This window comes from Mesorhizobium sp. P2_F8 (assembly GCF_056403655.1).
The window spans coordinates 77,205-90,436 of record NZ_JBFUFB010000014.1 but is presented as its reverse complement, the minus strand read 5'-3'; the positions used below and the strand labels follow the sequence as shown (position 1 = coordinate 90,436).

16 protein-coding genes and 1 riboswitch are annotated in these 13,232 nt (G+C 64.3%); of the genes, 3 read left to right on the top strand and 13 right to left on the bottom strand.

What is annotated here, in order from left to right:
• Positions 1-148 precede the first annotated feature (148 nt).
• The 7 genes from AC1DZP_RS28750 to AC1DZP_RS28720 are packed head-to-tail and all read right to left on the bottom strand — an operon-like array spanning position 149 to position 6,710.
• Complete coding sequence (locus tag AC1DZP_RS28750) at positions 149-736, bottom strand: NAD(P)H-dependent oxidoreductase (RefSeq protein WP_477307079.1); 588 nt, start codon at positions 734-736, stop codon at positions 149-151.
• Entirely contained in the window at positions 736-1,317 is a 582-nt protein-coding gene (locus tag AC1DZP_RS28745) for an NAD(P)H-dependent oxidoreductase (protein WP_477307077.1), read from the bottom strand. Before AC1DZP_RS28745 ends, AC1DZP_RS28750 begins: the two co-directional genes overlap by 1 nt.
• Positions 1,317-2,720, bottom strand: coding sequence for an FAD-binding oxidoreductase (locus tag AC1DZP_RS28740; protein WP_477307136.1), 1,404 nt, complete (start codon positions 2,718-2,720; stop codon positions 1,317-1,319). The genes AC1DZP_RS28745 and AC1DZP_RS28740 overlap by 1 nt, the downstream gene beginning before the upstream one ends.
• Positions 2,720-4,021, bottom strand: coding sequence for a cytosine deaminase (locus AC1DZP_RS28735; RefSeq protein ID WP_477307075.1), 1,302 nt, complete (start codon positions 4,019-4,021; stop codon positions 2,720-2,722). The genes AC1DZP_RS28740 and AC1DZP_RS28735 overlap by 1 nt, the downstream gene beginning before the upstream one ends.
• Before the next feature lie 4 nt (positions 4,022-4,025).
• Positions 4,026-4,877, bottom strand: a complete 852-nt coding sequence (locus AC1DZP_RS28730; RefSeq protein WP_477307073.1) for an ABC transporter permease — start codon at positions 4,875-4,877, stop codon at positions 4,026-4,028.
• Positions 4,864-5,694 (bottom strand): ABC transporter ATP-binding protein, encoded by an 831-nt coding sequence (locus AC1DZP_RS28725; protein WP_477307071.1) that lies wholly within the window; start codon positions 5,692-5,694, stop codon positions 4,864-4,866. Before AC1DZP_RS28725 ends, AC1DZP_RS28730 begins: the two co-directional genes overlap by 14 nt.
• Positions 5,695-5,705: 11 nt before the next feature.
• Positions 5,706-6,710 carry an ABC transporter substrate-binding protein gene (locus AC1DZP_RS28720; RefSeq protein ID WP_095087295.1) on the bottom strand — a complete coding sequence of 335 codons (1,005 nt, stop codon included), beginning with the start codon at positions 6,708-6,710 and terminating at the stop codon, positions 5,706-5,708.
• Positions 6,711-6,974: 264 nt separating this feature from the next.
• Between AC1DZP_RS28720 and AC1DZP_RS28715 the strand changes: the two genes are divergently transcribed.
• Together AC1DZP_RS28715 and AC1DZP_RS28710 are read left to right on the top strand one after the other, a co-directional pair.
• Positions 6,975-7,358, top strand: a complete 384-nt coding sequence (locus tag AC1DZP_RS28715; RefSeq protein ID WP_140778289.1) for a RidA family protein — start codon at positions 6,975-6,977, stop codon at positions 7,356-7,358.
• Positions 7,359-7,412: 54 nt separating this feature from the next.
• The gene (locus tag AC1DZP_RS28710) at positions 7,413-8,216 is read left to right on the top strand and encodes a creatininase family protein (protein ID WP_457150509.1); all 804 of its coding nucleotides are present in this window, start codon (positions 7,413-7,415) and stop codon (positions 8,214-8,216) included.
• Positions 8,217-8,257: 41 nt separating this feature from the next.
• On the opposite strand, the gene AC1DZP_RS28705 is transcribed toward AC1DZP_RS28710, so the two are convergent.
• Both AC1DZP_RS28705 and cobD read right to left on the bottom strand, forming a co-directional pair.
• The gene (locus AC1DZP_RS28705; protein ID WP_477307068.1) at positions 8,258-8,767 is read right to left on the bottom strand and encodes a tyrosine phosphatase family protein; all 510 of its coding nucleotides are present in this window, start codon (positions 8,765-8,767) and stop codon (positions 8,258-8,260) included.
• Positions 8,764-9,813, bottom strand: coding sequence for a threonine-phosphate decarboxylase CobD (gene cobD, locus AC1DZP_RS28700; RefSeq protein WP_477307066.1), 1,050 nt, complete (start codon positions 9,811-9,813; stop codon positions 8,764-8,766). Before cobD ends, AC1DZP_RS28705 begins: the two co-directional genes overlap by 4 nt.
• Between cobD and cbiB the strand changes: the two genes are divergently transcribed.
• The gene (gene cbiB / locus AC1DZP_RS28695; protein WP_477307064.1) at positions 9,812-10,780 is read left to right on the top strand and encodes an adenosylcobinamide-phosphate synthase CbiB; all 969 of its coding nucleotides are present in this window, start codon (positions 9,812-9,814) and stop codon (positions 10,778-10,780) included. The two genes, cobD and cbiB, sit on opposite strands and share 2 nt — an antisense overlap.
• Positions 10,781-10,802: 22 nt before the next feature.
• Here the strand turns inward: cbiB and cobO are convergent, their stop codons facing one another.
• Genes cobO through AC1DZP_RS28675 form a run of 4 tightly spaced genes read right to left on the bottom strand, consistent with a single transcriptional unit; the run spans position 10,803 to position 12,934 of the window.
• The gene (cobO, locus tag AC1DZP_RS28690) at positions 10,803-11,426 is read right to left on the bottom strand and encodes a cob(I)yrinic acid a,c-diamide adenosyltransferase (protein WP_095087285.1); all 624 of its coding nucleotides are present in this window, start codon (positions 11,424-11,426) and stop codon (positions 10,803-10,805) included.
• A 1-nt stretch (position 11,427) separates the two neighbouring features.
• Complete coding sequence (cobU, locus tag AC1DZP_RS28685) at positions 11,428-11,943, bottom strand: bifunctional adenosylcobinamide kinase/adenosylcobinamide-phosphate guanylyltransferase (RefSeq protein ID WP_477307062.1); 516 nt, start codon at positions 11,941-11,943, stop codon at positions 11,428-11,430.
• A complete protein-coding gene (locus AC1DZP_RS28680; RefSeq protein ID WP_095087281.1) occupies positions 11,936-12,739 on the bottom strand; it encodes a CbtA family protein in 804 nt (267 codons plus the stop codon). The genes cobU and AC1DZP_RS28680 overlap by 8 nt, the downstream gene beginning before the upstream one ends.
• A 15-nt stretch (positions 12,740-12,754) precedes the next feature.
• Complete coding sequence (locus tag AC1DZP_RS28675; protein ID WP_095087280.1) at positions 12,755-12,934, bottom strand: CbtB domain-containing protein; 180 nt, start codon at positions 12,932-12,934, stop codon at positions 12,755-12,757.
• Between the two features lie 36 nt (positions 12,935-12,970).
• A riboswitch (cobalamin riboswitch) is annotated at positions 12,971-13,168 on the bottom strand.
• Between the last annotated feature and the right edge of the window lie 64 nt (positions 13,169-13,232).

Below are 13,232 nucleotides of genomic sequence, written 5' to 3'. Positions count from 1 at the left end.
TGGGGAGGGTCGGCTCGCAGTCGTAGCGAAGCGAAGATGGCGAGACGGGGTGGGGGGTGCGCCCTACGAGACCCCCACCCCACTTCGCAAAAGCCGCTTTGCGGCATTTGCTGTGTGACCCTCCCCACAAGGGGGAGGGTCAAGCCCCTCAGAACCGCTCCAGCTTCCATCGCACCTTCGCCAGAAACGCGGCCCGCGTCCGTGGCGTAGAGGCATCCATCAGATAGTGCGCCAGGAAGAAGGTCCGGCAGCGCCTCGCGCACAGTGCCCGCATGCCGCGCAGCAGGGTCTTGCGTCCGGGCTGGCCGACAACGACGCTCCACCAGGTCGGCGCACCGCAGGTGGTGATGACACCGACCTTGGTCACATGCGTCATCAGCGACTTGATCCGCCCCTTGCCCTCCGGCAGCTTGAAGGCGACGTCCGTCGCCCACACCCGATCGAGCCAGCCTTTCAGCATCGCAGGCAGCCCGTACCACCAGGTCGGATAGACAAACAGGATCGCTTCAGCCCAGTTGAGCAGCTCGAAATGCGGCTTCAGCGCCGGATCCTGCGGCGCCTGGTCGTTGTAGGAGCGCCGTTCGTCGCATCCCATCACCGGGTCAAATTTCTCGGCATAGAGGTCGAGCAGCCGCACCTCCCAGCCTCGCGCCTTCAGCACCTCGACGGCAGTGTCGCGGATCGCCGCGCAAAAGCTCTCCGGCACCGGATGGCAGTAGACCACCAGTGCCCGCATCAGAAGGCGTCCATACTGGCCGCGACCTTGGTCATGAACGCCTTGCGCGTTTCAGCGGTCGACAGGTTCATTGCATAGTGCGCGAGATAGCTCACCGGCGCGCCGGGCTTTACAGTGGCGCGCAGCATGCGCTTGATCAGCTTGCGTGGGGGATCGCCCATCAGCATGGCGCGGAACCGGCTGCCGCCATAGGTGGTGACCGCCGCGACCTTGATGATGTTGTGCAGCGAGGGCTGCACCTTGCCGTTGACCAGCTTGAACGACACGCCGGGCAGGAAGACGCGATCGAAGAAGCCTTTCAGGACCGCCGGAAAGCCATAGTTCCAGACCGGGTAGGACAGCACCAGCGCTTCGGCCCGCAGCAGGCGCTCGACATAAGGCGCCACAGGGTCGGCCGGGCCGCGCGCATCGTGGTAGTCCAGCCGCTCCTGACGTGTCAGGCGCGGATCGAAATTCTCGGCGTAGAGATCGCAATCGTCGACCTTGTGGCCCGCTCTCGTCAGCCGCTCGACGATCATCCGGTGCAGGCCGGCATTGAAGCTGGTCTCGACCGGATGGGCGTGGAGGACGAGAATGTTCATCAGCCGGCCTTTTGCAGCCCCTTGAACAGGAAGGTCCGGCCCGAACGGTAATCATAGTCCGGGTTTTCCCAAGCGATCATCTTGCCGGGGTTGAGCAGGCCCTGCGGATCGGTCTCGCGCTTGAAGGCAAGCTGCACCGCATCCGTCTGCTTCATGCCGCCCTCTTCCAGAGTGTAGCGGTGCGGATTGAAGATCGGGCAGCCATTCTCCTCATGCAGGCGCACGATCTCGTCGAGCCGCGCTTCGGTGGTGAACTTGACCAGCGGCAGGCCGAAGCAGGTGATGTTGCCGTCCAGCCGCACGAATTCCAGGTGCGAAAACACCTCGCCAGGAAACATCGCATCCATCTTCTCGACCAACGCCAGCTGGTTGGGGAAGGGATAGAGCGATTGCAGATAGGTGATCGAGGGGTCCACGCGCAGCGCCCTGAGCGTGGTGTGGTTCCAGGCCAGCTCATAGGCGGGCGGCAGGCCCTTCTTGTCCTCCGGCGTCGCTGTGGCGGCATTGAAAATGACCTCGCCGCCGGCTCGGCGGGTGAAGGCCAGGAAGGCGTCGAGCCCATGCTGCGCCACCATGACGACGCAGATGCTCTGCCCTTTCTTGAGGAACTTCTGGTGCCGCTTGAAATAGAGCTGCGGCACGGGCGCCGCTATCGGCGTGATCAGCTTGGTCAGGATGCCGTCCTGGCAAGCCAGCGCATTGCCATAGCGGGCCGCCTCCATGAAGCTGTCGAAGCCGACAATCACATCGACCCAGTCATAGGCTGATGTCAGCGGCATCTCGACTTCGGTGATGATGCCGTTGGTGCCATAGGCGTGGGTCACCTTGTGCAAATCCTCGCCGGTGAGTTCGAGCGCCTTCGGCTCGGCCTCCATGGTCACCACGCGCAGCCGCAACACATTGCCGAAATCGCGCAGGCCGCCGAAATTGATCGAGCCGACGCCGCCGGAACCGCCCGCGATGAAGCCGCCGATCGAGGCGGTGTTGTAGGTGGACGGCGACAGCCGGAGTTCCTGGCCGGAATGCGCCCGCGTTGCCTTGTCGATGTCGGCCAGGACCGCACCCGGTCCGGTCACCACGCGACCCGGCGCGATCGACTTGATCTCGTTCATTTCGGCGAGGTTGAGCACCACGCCGCCGGAGAGCGGCATGGCCTGGCCGTAATTGCCGGTGCCGCTGCCGCGCGGCGTCACCGGCACGCCATGCTTGTGGCAGGCCGCAAGCACGCGGATCAGCTCGGCCTCGTCCTTCGGCGTCACGATCAGGTCGCCGGTGACATGATCGAGCTGCTGCTTCAGCACCGGGCTGTACCAGTAGAAGTCGCGGCTCTTCTGCTGGACGATGGCCGGATTGTCGTCGAGCTTGAGGCCCTCGAGATCGCGTTTGAGCGCCGAAACTTCCATCATTCCACCATCAGTTCGTCGAGTTCGGCATAGTCGGGCAGTTGCCGGTCGATCGCGCGCCCGCTGCGCACGACGATGCGATCCGATTCGGGCCGCGACAGCAATTCCGTCCAGCTCCTGCCCTTGAACACGACGAAGTCGGCATCACCGCCGGCAGCGAGCGTGCCGAAACCGTCGAGCCGCATCACCCTGGCAGGTGTCGCGGTGACCGCTTGCGGCCAGTCGGCGACCGGATGATCGAAATGCAGGATGCGCGTCGCCATGCGGTAGACCTCCAGCATGTCGAGATCGCCATAGGCATAGAACGGGTCACGCGTGTTGTCGGAAGCGACAGCGACCGGAATGCCACGCGCCTTCATCTCGTGCAGCAGCGTCACGCCGCGCCAGCGCGGTGTGGTGTGGTCGCCGCGCCGGTCCTGCAGATAGAGATTGCACATCGGCAGCGATACGACCGCGAGCCCGGCCTTCGCCACCTTGTCCAGCGTGTCGAGAACATCGAGGTCCGGCTGGCGCGCCAGCGAGCAGCAATGGCCGACGAGGATGTTGCCCTCGAAGCCGTTCCAGAGTGCCGCCTCGGCGATCTTCTTCAGCGAGATCGCCGCGATGTCGTCGGTCTCGTCGGCATGGAAATCGAGATCGAGGCCATGCTTGATCGCCTGCGCGAAAACGTGGTCGAGCAGCTCTTCGAGATCCGGCACCATATAGGTGACGACACCGAGAACACCCTTGGCCGCGGCAACCCTTTTTGCCAGCCTGTCGAACCATTTCCTGTCGCGCACGCCCTCGATGCCGATCAGGCACGCGCCCTGCAATTCGATGCGGCCGCGCCATGTCTCGCGCATCGTTTCGAACACCGGCCAGGAGATTTCCTCTTGCGGCGCGACGCTGTCGAGATGAGTCCGCAGCGCCCTGGTGCCATGCGCGTAGGCTGAGCGCAGCGAGAAATCCATGCGCCGCGCCACGTCCTCGGCGCTCCAGCGCGCAGTGCGGTCGGCGCCGGTGGCGTTCAGCGCACCCATGAAGGTGCCATCCGGATTGGGTTTTCGTGGCCAGATATGGCCCTTGTCGATATGCGTATGGCAGTCGACGAAGCACGGCAGGATGATCCGGCCGGCAAGGTCGACGGCGTCCACCGGCACTGCGGTACGGCCATGGGCGGCAATGCTGGAAATCTTGCCGTCGGCGACAGCGATGTCTGCAAGCGCAAAGCCATCGCTGTCGAAAGCGGCGGTGAATCCCGGCGTCAGGGACGCGTGAAGCCGGGCGTTGGCGAGGCGGTATGAACCTGTGTTCGGCACCAAGGAACTAGCGCTCCTGCTTCAGCGCGCTTTCATGCCAGCGCCTTAGAATGAGATGCGAAATCAGCGACAACACGAGGAAGATCAGGATGCCGGTTAGCGAAATCAGGAACAGCGCCGCAAACAGCCGCGGCGCGTTGAGCCGGTAACCGGCTTCAATGATGCGTGAGGCAAGCCCCGACGACTGGCCGGTGGCGCCGGCGACGAACTCGGCCACCACGGCACCGATCAGCGACAGGCCGCCGGCGATCTTCAACCCGCCCAGGAAATACGGCATCGCCGCCGGCAATCTGAGATAGCGCAACTGCTGCCAGCGCGTCGCGCCATTGAGCTTGAACATGTCGCGCAGGTTGCGGTCGACCGAATTGAGGCCGAGCGTGGTGTTGGACAGGATCGGAAAGAAGGCAACGATCCAGGCGCAGAGCAGGAGCTTGGTCGTCTGGTTGTCGACATAGATGTTGATCAGCGGAAAGATCGCCACGATCGGCGTCACCTGCAGCACGATGGCGAATGGGAAGAACGACATCTCGACCCATTTCGATTGCGCGAACAGCACCGCCAGCCCGACACCGCCGATGACGGCCAAGGCCAGGCTGAGGAAGGTGATGCGCAAGGTCACCAGCAGCGCGGAAAACAGCAGGCCGGCATCGTTGTAGAGCGTCCAAAGCACCACGCCGGGGCGCGGCAGGATGTATTGCGGGATCCCATTCCACACGCAGATGCGATCCCATAGCCAGATCGCCAGGATCATGATCGCCAGCGGCAACACCCAGCGACCAATCCGTTCGAGCCGCTCCTGGCGCACGCGGCGCGCTTCCTCGGGATCGAGCTTGAGCACGCCCTCGTCAATGGCCGTCATGATGCGCGCCTGCTGTTGAATTGATGGCCTTGACCAACACGTCGGAGGCCTGCCGGCACAACGCCGCATAGTCGGGCGAGGTCCGGAACGCCTCGTCGCGCGGATAGGCTGCCTCGATGGCGAGTTCGTCGAACACCCTGCCCGGCCGCGCCGCCATGACGACGACGCGGTTGGAGAGAAACACGCTTTCGAAGACGCTGTGGGTGACGAAGACGACGGTGAAGCGCTCGTCCTGCCACAGCTCCAGAAGATCGTTGTTGAGCTTGAAGCGGGTGATCTCGTCGAGCGCGGCGAACGGCTCGTCCATCAACAGCACACGCGGTTTCGTCACCATGTCGCGCGCGATCGAGACACGCATCTTCATGCCGCCGGACAGTTCGCGCGGCACCGCGTCTTCGAAGCCGGTCAGGTGAACCCGCGCCAGCATTTGCGTCACCGCCGGCGCCGCCTTGGCGCGGGAAACGCCTTTCAGCCTGAGCGGCAGCCAGACATTGTCGAAGACGCTGGCCCAGGGCAGCAGCGTCGGCTCCTGGAAGACGAAGCCGATGTTGGAGCGGTCAAGCGAGCCGCCGCCGCGCCAGTCGAGCACGCCGGAGGTCGGGGTCGACAGGCCGGCGATCAGCCGCAGCGCCGTCGACTTGCCGCAACCGGACGGTCCGAGCAGACTGAGGAAATCGCCTTCCCGGATCGTCAGATCGACATCGTTGAGCGCCGTCACGCCGTTGGAAAAGACCTTGCCGACGCCACGCAGCGCCAGCAATGTCGGAGCGACATCCGACGCGTTCGCCGGCGCTTGCGCCACATTCTCCTGCATCATGCCGGAACGGCCTACTTCTTCAGCTCGAGCCCGACACCCTTGTTGACGAAGGTCAGCGTGTAGGCCTTCTTGATGTCGATGCCGGCTGGCGTGACCTTGGCCTTGACCATCTTGTCGTAGAAGCTCTGGATGCGCGCGTCGGTCATGGCGCCGATGCCGAGCTTTTCGGTGTCGCCTGAATCGGCAAGGCCGAACTTTTTCATCTGCTCGATCGAGAAAGCGATCTGCTCGTCGCTCATGTCAGGATTGTCTTTCTTGATCATGTCGTTGGCGGCCTTGTTGTCGCCGTAGAGATATTTGTACCAGCCCTTGGCCGAGCCATCGACGAAGCACTGGACCACCTCCGGCTTCTTGTCGATCGTGTCCTGCATCACCTCGATCGTCGTCGAGTAGGTGTCCCAGCCATAGTCGGCAAGCAGGAACTGGTTCGGTACGAAGCCGCCTTCCTTCTTGACCGCGAACGGCTCGGAGGTGACGTAGCCCTGCTGGATCGACTTCTTGTTGGCGAGGAAGGGAGCGGTGTTGTAGGTGTAGGGCGCGCGCTTGGCGGCGTCGAAGCCGAGCTCGATGACCATCCACTGGAAGAAGGTCTGCACGCCCTCGTCGCCCAATATGTACTGGTCGGCGTTCTTCAGATCTTCCCACTTGTCGAGCCCCTCGCCGGGGTGGGACATGATGACCTGCGGGTCCTTCTGGAAATCCGCCGCCACCACGCGCATCGGAATGCCTTGCTGGACGGCATCGAAAGCCGACAGCAGATTGCCGCCCATGTAGAAATCGATCTTGCCGGCAAGCAGCATCGGCCGGCCGCTGACCTGCGGACCGCCCTGCATGATGGTGACGTCGAGGCCGCAGGCGGCGTAGGTGCCGTCAGCCACCGCCTGATAATATCCGCCATGCTCCGGCTCGGCCAACCAGTTGGTGCCGAAGGTGACTTTTTCATTCGCCGCGGCACCGAGCGTGCTGGCCGCAAGCAGGGCCACCACCGCCACCGAGATCTTCTGTTTTCCGTACATCAACATCACCCTTTGTTTGCTCCGGCACGCCACGCGCCAGGCTCGACACCAGAGATTCAAGAAGCAAGACACATGCCACCGGCGTCTTGCGCCGGGACCGCCCGCTTGCACCACAGCCATCTGCGAAGCCGGACGGGTCGTGCTGCACCGGAGGCATCGTGCCTATTTTTTGAACGCCTGTCCACAATCGCCCCAGCGACATGCACCGCCATCTTGAAGGTATGGTGCATCCGGTCTTAGGCTACCGGCGAACCGGAGATTGCCATGTTCAAGTTCCTCACCCCGAAGTCGATAAAGCCACCCTTTGCCCGCTACAGCCACGGCGTCGAGGTGCCCGCCGGCAAGCGGCTGGTGCTGTGCTCGGGCCAGGTCGCCATCACGGCGGACGACCAGATACCGGAAGATGCCGGCGCACAGGCCGAACTCTGCTTCCGCAACATCGCGGCAGTGCTCGGAGAGGCCGGTTTGGGGCTGCAGGATATCGTCCGCATCAACGCCTACGTCACCGACCGCGCGCACCTGCGACCCTATATGGATGTCCGCGACCGGCTGTTTTCCAGCCCGGCGCCGGCCTCGACGCTGATGATCGTCTCGGGTTTCGCCCGGCCTGAATTCAAGGTCGAGGTCGAGGCCATCGCGGCTGGGTGATCGACAGGCCGCGCTTGCCGCGCTAGGTCTGACCTATTATCGAAGAGGCGTGACATGACCGTTGCAAACAAACGCGTGTGGTGGGGCGACTACCGCACGACCGAATACGCCTCGATCGACCCGGAGGCGACGATCGCCGTGCTGCCGCTGGCGGCGATCGAGCAGCATGGTCCGCATCTGCCGGTCTCGACCGACACTGCGATCATGAACGGCATGCTCGACACAGTGATTGCCCGCCTTCCAGACGATCTCGACATCCGCATCCTGCCGGTGCAGGCGGTGGGCAAGTCGAACGAGCATCTTCACGCACCGGGCACCCTCACCCTGCCGGCAACGACGCTGGTCGACGCCTGGACCGAAATTGGCCTGTCGATCGCACGGGCCGGCGTGCGCAAGCTGATCGTCGTCAATTCGCATGGCGGCAATGAAGAGATCATGGGCATCGTCACGCGCGAACTGCGCGTGCGCGAAAACATGCTGGCGGTGAAGACCAGCTGGCAGCGCTTTGGCCGCCCGGCGGGCATGTACACCGAAATCGAGGACCGTCACGGCATCCATGGCGGCGATGTCGAGACGTCGCTGATGCTGCATTTCCGGCCAGATCTCGTCGACATGGGCAAGGCCGACAATTTCGTTTCCAATGTCGCGAAGGCTGAAAAGGAATTTTCGCTGCTGCGCCACACCGGCACCCATGCCTTTGCCTGGATCGCCAGCGATCTCAACCCGAATGGCGTGGTCGGCGATGCCAGCATCGCCACGGCCGAGAAAGGCCGGCTGACATCAGAACATCAGGCCGATGGTTTCATCAGCCTGCTGCGCGATGTGCGTAAGGCAGAGCTTGCCGACTGGCTGAAATAGCACTCCCGTCTCAGGGCAGGTCACCTGAATATCAACATGTCCTAGAGGTCGATCTTCAGCGCAAAGGGCGCTCCTTCAAAAGCGTCGGCGCCGCGCCCGATCGCCTGGATCGCCTCGATCATGCGGCCGTTGCGGTCGAGCAGGAGGTCGGCCACCGCAATCAGCCGCGGGTTGGGCGTCGCTGAGGGAGACAGCGTCCGCAGCGTCTGAGCCAGTTCGGCTTCGTCGCGCTTCGGTGCCAATGCCGCGGCGATGATGTAGGCCGAGGCGGTCGAGCGGCTGATGCCGGCATAGCAATGCACGACCATCGGCTTTGCCCGGTCCCATCGGCGCGCGAAATCGAGCAGGTTGCGGACATGCTCCTCGCCCGGCATGGTCATGCCGTCCTGCGCCACCGCAATGTCGTGCATGACCAGATGCAGATGGTTTTCCCGGCTGATCGAGGCCGGGCGCACAACGTCGGTTCCGGCGGCGAGCAACGACAGCAAGTGATCGGCGCCGGTCCTTGCCACCGTTTCCTCGACCTTTGCCAGCGAACAGACATGGATCATTGTTTCGAACCCTTCGATCGATCCTTGCGCCGCGGCGCCCATTCGGCAAGAGCGGATTCGAGCCGCTGCCATTCCACCTCGCTCCCCGGCAGGCCGGCGCGCAAGACGCCAGGACGGTCGGCGAAATGGCGCAGCAGGATGCCTCGCTCGCCAAGTGTGGCGAACAGGTCGGCGGCGTCGGGCAAGTGGAGATAGCGGAACAATGTGGTGCCGCCCGCGACAGCAGCGCCGAAGCGGCCGAACAGCGCGTCGAGCCGTGCCGATGCCTCCGCAAGGGATGCCCGCATCGCGTCCTGCCACTCAAGGTCGGCAAGCGCGCGAATGCCGTATTCCAGCGCCGGGCCGGCGACGGCCCATGGTCCGAATTGTGTGTCCAGCCGGCCGACCGTCACCGCATCGGAAAGCGCAAACCCGAGCCGCAGCCCGGCCAGGCCAAAGAACTTGCCGAATGAGCGCAGCACCACGATGCCGCCCTGACCGACATCGCCGCCAAGGCTGTGCTCGCGCGGGCCGACATCCATGAACGCCTCGTCGACGACCAGCAGCCCGCCCTTGGCGCGCAGCCCTGCGGCTAGCGCCAGCAGCCTGTCGCGCTCTATGATGCGCCCATCCGGATTGTTGGGATTGACGATGATGGCAAGGTCGGCTTCCGCCAATCCTTCGAAATCGCCGACCTCCGTCACCGCGTGCCCGGCGATCGCCGCTGCCCGCGCATGTTCGGCATAAGTCGGACCCAGCACCAGCGCCTTGCCGGGCGCGATCAGCGATGCGACGCGCGGCAACAGGATCTGCGTGCCGGGTGCCGCGACAAGGTTGGCTGGCGAAGGCGCGCCATAGGCGCTCGCCGCGATCTCGACCAGCTCGCTGGCACGCGCTGCCTCCGGCAGCCGCGACAGGGTGGTGGCGGGCAACTCGAAAAGCGGGTAGGAGTGCGGATTGATACCGGTCGAGAGGTCGACGAAAGGCTGCGGCGCGTTGGGGAAAAGCGCCCTCGCCCGGCCGAGACTTCCACCATGGTCCACCGCCGCCCCATCAAGAAGCTTCATGTCAATCCTGATCGCTTTCCTGTCATTGGCCGCTGAATTCGTCCTGGGTTACCCGGACTGGCTGTTTCGCGCCATCGGCCATCCGGTGACGTGGTTCGGCAGGCTGATATCCTTTCTCGACGGCCGGCTCAACCGCGCCACTGATCCCGACGTGCTGCGTCGCAAGCGTGGTGTCCAGGCGCTGTTGGTCATCGTGCTGGTGCCGGCGGCGATCGGGCTCGGCGTGCAGATCCTGCTCTGGTTCGTTCCCATGGGATTGATCGTTGCCGCCCTTCTGGCGACATCGCTTCTGTCGCAGAAGAGCCTCTACGAGCATGTCGAGGCCGTGGCCGACGCGCTCGACACAGGTGGCCTTGCTCTTGGACGCATCGCCGTCTCGCGCATCGTCGGCCGCGATCCCGAATCGCTGGACCGGGCCGGTGTCAGCCGCGCGGCGATCGAGAGCCTGGCCGAGAATTTTTCCGACGGCATCGTTGCTCCCGCCTTCTGGACCGGCGTCGGCGGGCTGGCAGGAGGCGCTGCCTACAAGGCAGCCAACACCGCCGATTCGATGATCGGCCACCGCACCCCGCGCCATGAAGCGTTCGGTTGGGCGGCGGCGCGCTTCGACGATTGGATCAACTTGCCGGCATCGCGGCTGACGGCGCTGTTGATCGTGCTGGCCGCATTCCTCGTCAGGGGTGCTGATGCGAAAAACGCCTGGCATGCCGTGTGGCGCGACGCGAAAAAACACCGCTCGCCCAATGCCGGCTGGCCCGAAGCGGCGATGGCCGGCGCGCTCGGCCTGGCCCTCGCCGGGCCGCGCAGCTACGGCGGCGTGCTGGTCGATGACGTCTTCATGGGCGAAGGCGGCCGCCGCGAAGCCGACAGCATCGACATCAGGCAGGCGCTGAAACTCTATCGTGTCGCCGATTATCTGCTGATCGCGCTGTTCGGTTTGGTCTCGGCAATCGTCATCGTCGCGTAATCGGGCCTGCTGGTTAAGGCTATCAGAACTCGATGCCTTGCTGCGCCTTCACGCCCGCCGAGAAATGGTGCTTGGTTACACCCATTTCGGTGACGAGATCGGCCGCCTCGACCATTGCCGGCTTGGCGTTGCGGCCGGTGACGACGACGTGCAGGCCCTCGCGCCGCGCCTTCAGCGCCGCAACCACTTTGTCGAGATCGAGATAATCGTAGCGCAGCGCGATGTTCAGTTCGTCGAGCACCAGCAGGCTGATCGATGGATCGGCCATCAGTTCGAGCACTTTGGCCCATGCGGCTTCGGCTGCGGCAATGTCGCGCTTCAGATCCTGGGTTTCCCAGGTGAACCCCTCGCCCATGGCGTGCCAGACGACGCGGTCGCCAAAGGCGGCGAAGGCATCCTTCTCGCCGGTGTGCCATTTGCCCTTGATGAACTGGACGACGCCGACACGCTTGCCGTAGCCGAGCATCCGCAGCGCCAGACCAAAGGCGGCGGTGGTCTTGCCCTTGCCCGGCCCGGTGTTGACGATCAGCAGCCCCTTCTCGATCGTCTTTGCCGCCACCTCGGCATCCTGCACCGCCTTGCGCTTGGCCATCTTGGCGCGGTGGCGTTCTTCATCCCGGTCGGTCTTGTTGTCGATATCGGTCATTTCATTTCACCTTGAGCGGCAGCCCCGCCACCATCAGCAGCACCGTATCGGCGACAGCGGCCACCAGCTGGTTGAGCCGACCGGCGGCATCGCGAAAACGGCGCGCCAGCGCGTTGTCAGGCACGATCCCTTGGCCGACTTCATTGGACACGACGAACCAGGGCCCGCGCGGCCGCGACAGCACGTCCGCCAGCCGACGGCACTCAAGGTCGAGGTCGTGTTCGGCCAGCATATGATTGGTCAGCCACAGTGTCAGGCAGTCGACAAGCACCGGCCGGTCGTCCGGCAGGGCCTCAAGCGTGCCGGCGAGATCGAGCGGTGCGTCGATGGTCGCCCAGCCCTCGCCGCGCCGCGAGCGGTGCAACGCGATACGCTCACGCATTTCGTCATCATAGGCTTGGGCCGTGGCGATATAGGTCCATGGCGAGGGTAGAACCGTCGCCWGGGTTTCGGCATGCGCGCTCTTGCCGGAGCGCGCACCGCCGATGATGAAGGTCAGCTTGCTGCGATCAGGCAAAGCTGTCGCGCAGGCTGGTCGCGGTGCCGGTGAAGCGGCCGCGCACCACGCCGACGACGGCGCCGAGCACCAGCCAGAACACCAGGTTGGTCACCGTAACCGCCACCACGAACTGGTGGTGCAGGCCTTCCGGGATCGGCGTCTCGAAACTGTCGGGCTGCGGTGCGCCGACAATATGCGGCGCGACGATCAGCAGGACGGCAAGGATCGCAAGCGGCAGCGACTTGCGGAACGCGATCAGGCCGAGACCAGCCGCGGTCGCCACCACCGTCGCCCACCACCAGATCTGGCGCTGCGTGAGATCGGCCGCCGGCATCGCGGGTAATTCCGGTGGCAGGCCGAGGCCCGGTGCCAGCGTGAACACGGCAAAGCCTGCCAGACCCCAGAACACGCCCTGGCGCCAATTGCCGATGCCGCCGGCGAATTCGGAAACCGCGACCAGGATCAGCGCAAAACCGATTCCGGTGACGATATTGGCAACCACGCTGAAGGCGAAACGCTCGAAACCGTCGGCCGGCGCCCAGCCTTCGTCTTCCGCCGCCGGAGCGGCTGCTTCCGCCGGCGCCGGGGCGGCAGAGCTCATCGCATTCCCCGCCGGAGCGGCTGTGCTCATTGCGCTGGAATCGGTTGCGGCCGGAGCGGCATGGTCATGGTGATGGCCGCCGCCGGCCTGTTCGTAGACTTCCGCCTTGAGGATCAGCGGCACGGTGGCATAGGCCTGCAGGCAGGCGAGAACGACGCCGGCCACGAGCCCTGCGATCGCCGCGATGAACACGACGTTGCGAAACAGGTTCATGATGTCAAATCCTCGTCAGTGGCAGGGAAACGCCATCGAATGGCGATAGTCGTGAGCCGCATTGTGGACCGCATCGATATGCGAGAAGCCGACAAAGCCGACGACGAAGATGCCGAGCAGCGCCACCAGTGCAAGCTGCATGAAGCGCGACTGCGAGGAGACGGAGGCGCCGAGGGAGACGGAAGCGGTAGTCATGTTTTGTCCTTTCACCCTCCACCCGAGGGCATCGAAGTCAGTTTCCTGTCGCCGGCAGGTCTCCTGGCTCGCGGATCAGCGCCCTTCCCCACCTTCCCGAAGAGAAACCTTCAGTGGCATATGGAGAGGACTACCGCACACAGTTGCGGGGGCAGCCACGGCATTGGGCCAACAAGTCCGCCCGCACCGCATTCCCTCTTGGCTCCAAACGGAACCGACGACAACGCGACTATAGGGAAAATCGCCGCGACCGGCAAACCAAATTCCGCCGACAACCAGCGCGATTGCGCCATGCAGA

Bases quoted from the DNA above. Each gene is read 5' to 3' on its own strand.
- AC1DZP_RS28750 (WP_477307079.1), bottom strand. From the start codon at position 736: ATGCGGGCACTGGTGGTCTACTGCCATCCGGTGCCGGAGAGCTTTTGC.
- AC1DZP_RS28745 (WP_477307077.1), bottom strand. From the start codon at position 1,317: ATGAACATTCTCGTCCTCCACGCCCATCCGGTCGAGACCAGCTTCAAT.
- AC1DZP_RS28740 (WP_477307136.1), bottom strand. From the start codon at position 2,720: ATGGAAGTTTCGGCGCTCAAACGCGATCTCGAGGGCCTCAAGCTCGAC.
- AC1DZP_RS28730 (WP_477307073.1), bottom strand. From the start codon at position 4,877: ATGACGGCCATTGACGAGGGCGTGCTCAAGCTCGATCCCGAGGAAGCG.
- AC1DZP_RS28725 (WP_477307071.1), bottom strand. From the start codon at position 5,694: ATGATGCAGGAGAATGTGGCGCAAGCGCCGGCGAACGCGTCGGATGTC.
- AC1DZP_RS28720 (WP_095087295.1), bottom strand. From the start codon at position 6,710: ATGTACGGAAAACAGAAGATCTCGGTGGCGGTGGTGGCCCTGCTTGCG.
- AC1DZP_RS28715 (WP_140778289.1), top strand. From the start codon at position 6,975: ATGTTCAAGTTCCTCACCCCGAAGTCGATAAAGCCACCCTTTGCCCGC.
- AC1DZP_RS28710 (WP_457150509.1), top strand. From the start codon at position 7,413: ATGACCGTTGCAAACAAACGCGTGTGGTGGGGCGACTACCGCACGACC.
- AC1DZP_RS28705 (WP_477307068.1), bottom strand. From the start codon at position 8,767: ATGATCCATGTCTGTTCGCTGGCAAAGGTCGAGGAAACGGTGGCAAGG.
- cbiB (WP_477307064.1), top strand. From the start codon at position 9,812: ATGTCAATCCTGATCGCTTTCCTGTCATTGGCCGCTGAATTCGTCCTG.
- cobD (WP_477307066.1), bottom strand. From the start codon at position 9,813: ATGAAGCTTCTTGATGGGGCGGCGGTGGACCATGGTGGAAGTCTCGGC.
- cobO (WP_095087285.1), bottom strand. From the start codon at position 11,426: ATGACCGATATCGACAACAAGACCGACCGGGATGAAGAACGCCACCGC.
- AC1DZP_RS28680 (WP_095087281.1), bottom strand. From the start codon at position 12,739: ATGAACCTGTTTCGCAACGTCGTGTTCATCGCGGCGATCGCAGGGCTC.
- AC1DZP_RS28675 (WP_095087280.1), bottom strand. From the start codon at position 12,934: ATGACTACCGCTTCCGTCTCCCTCGGCGCCTCCGTCTCCTCGCAGTCG.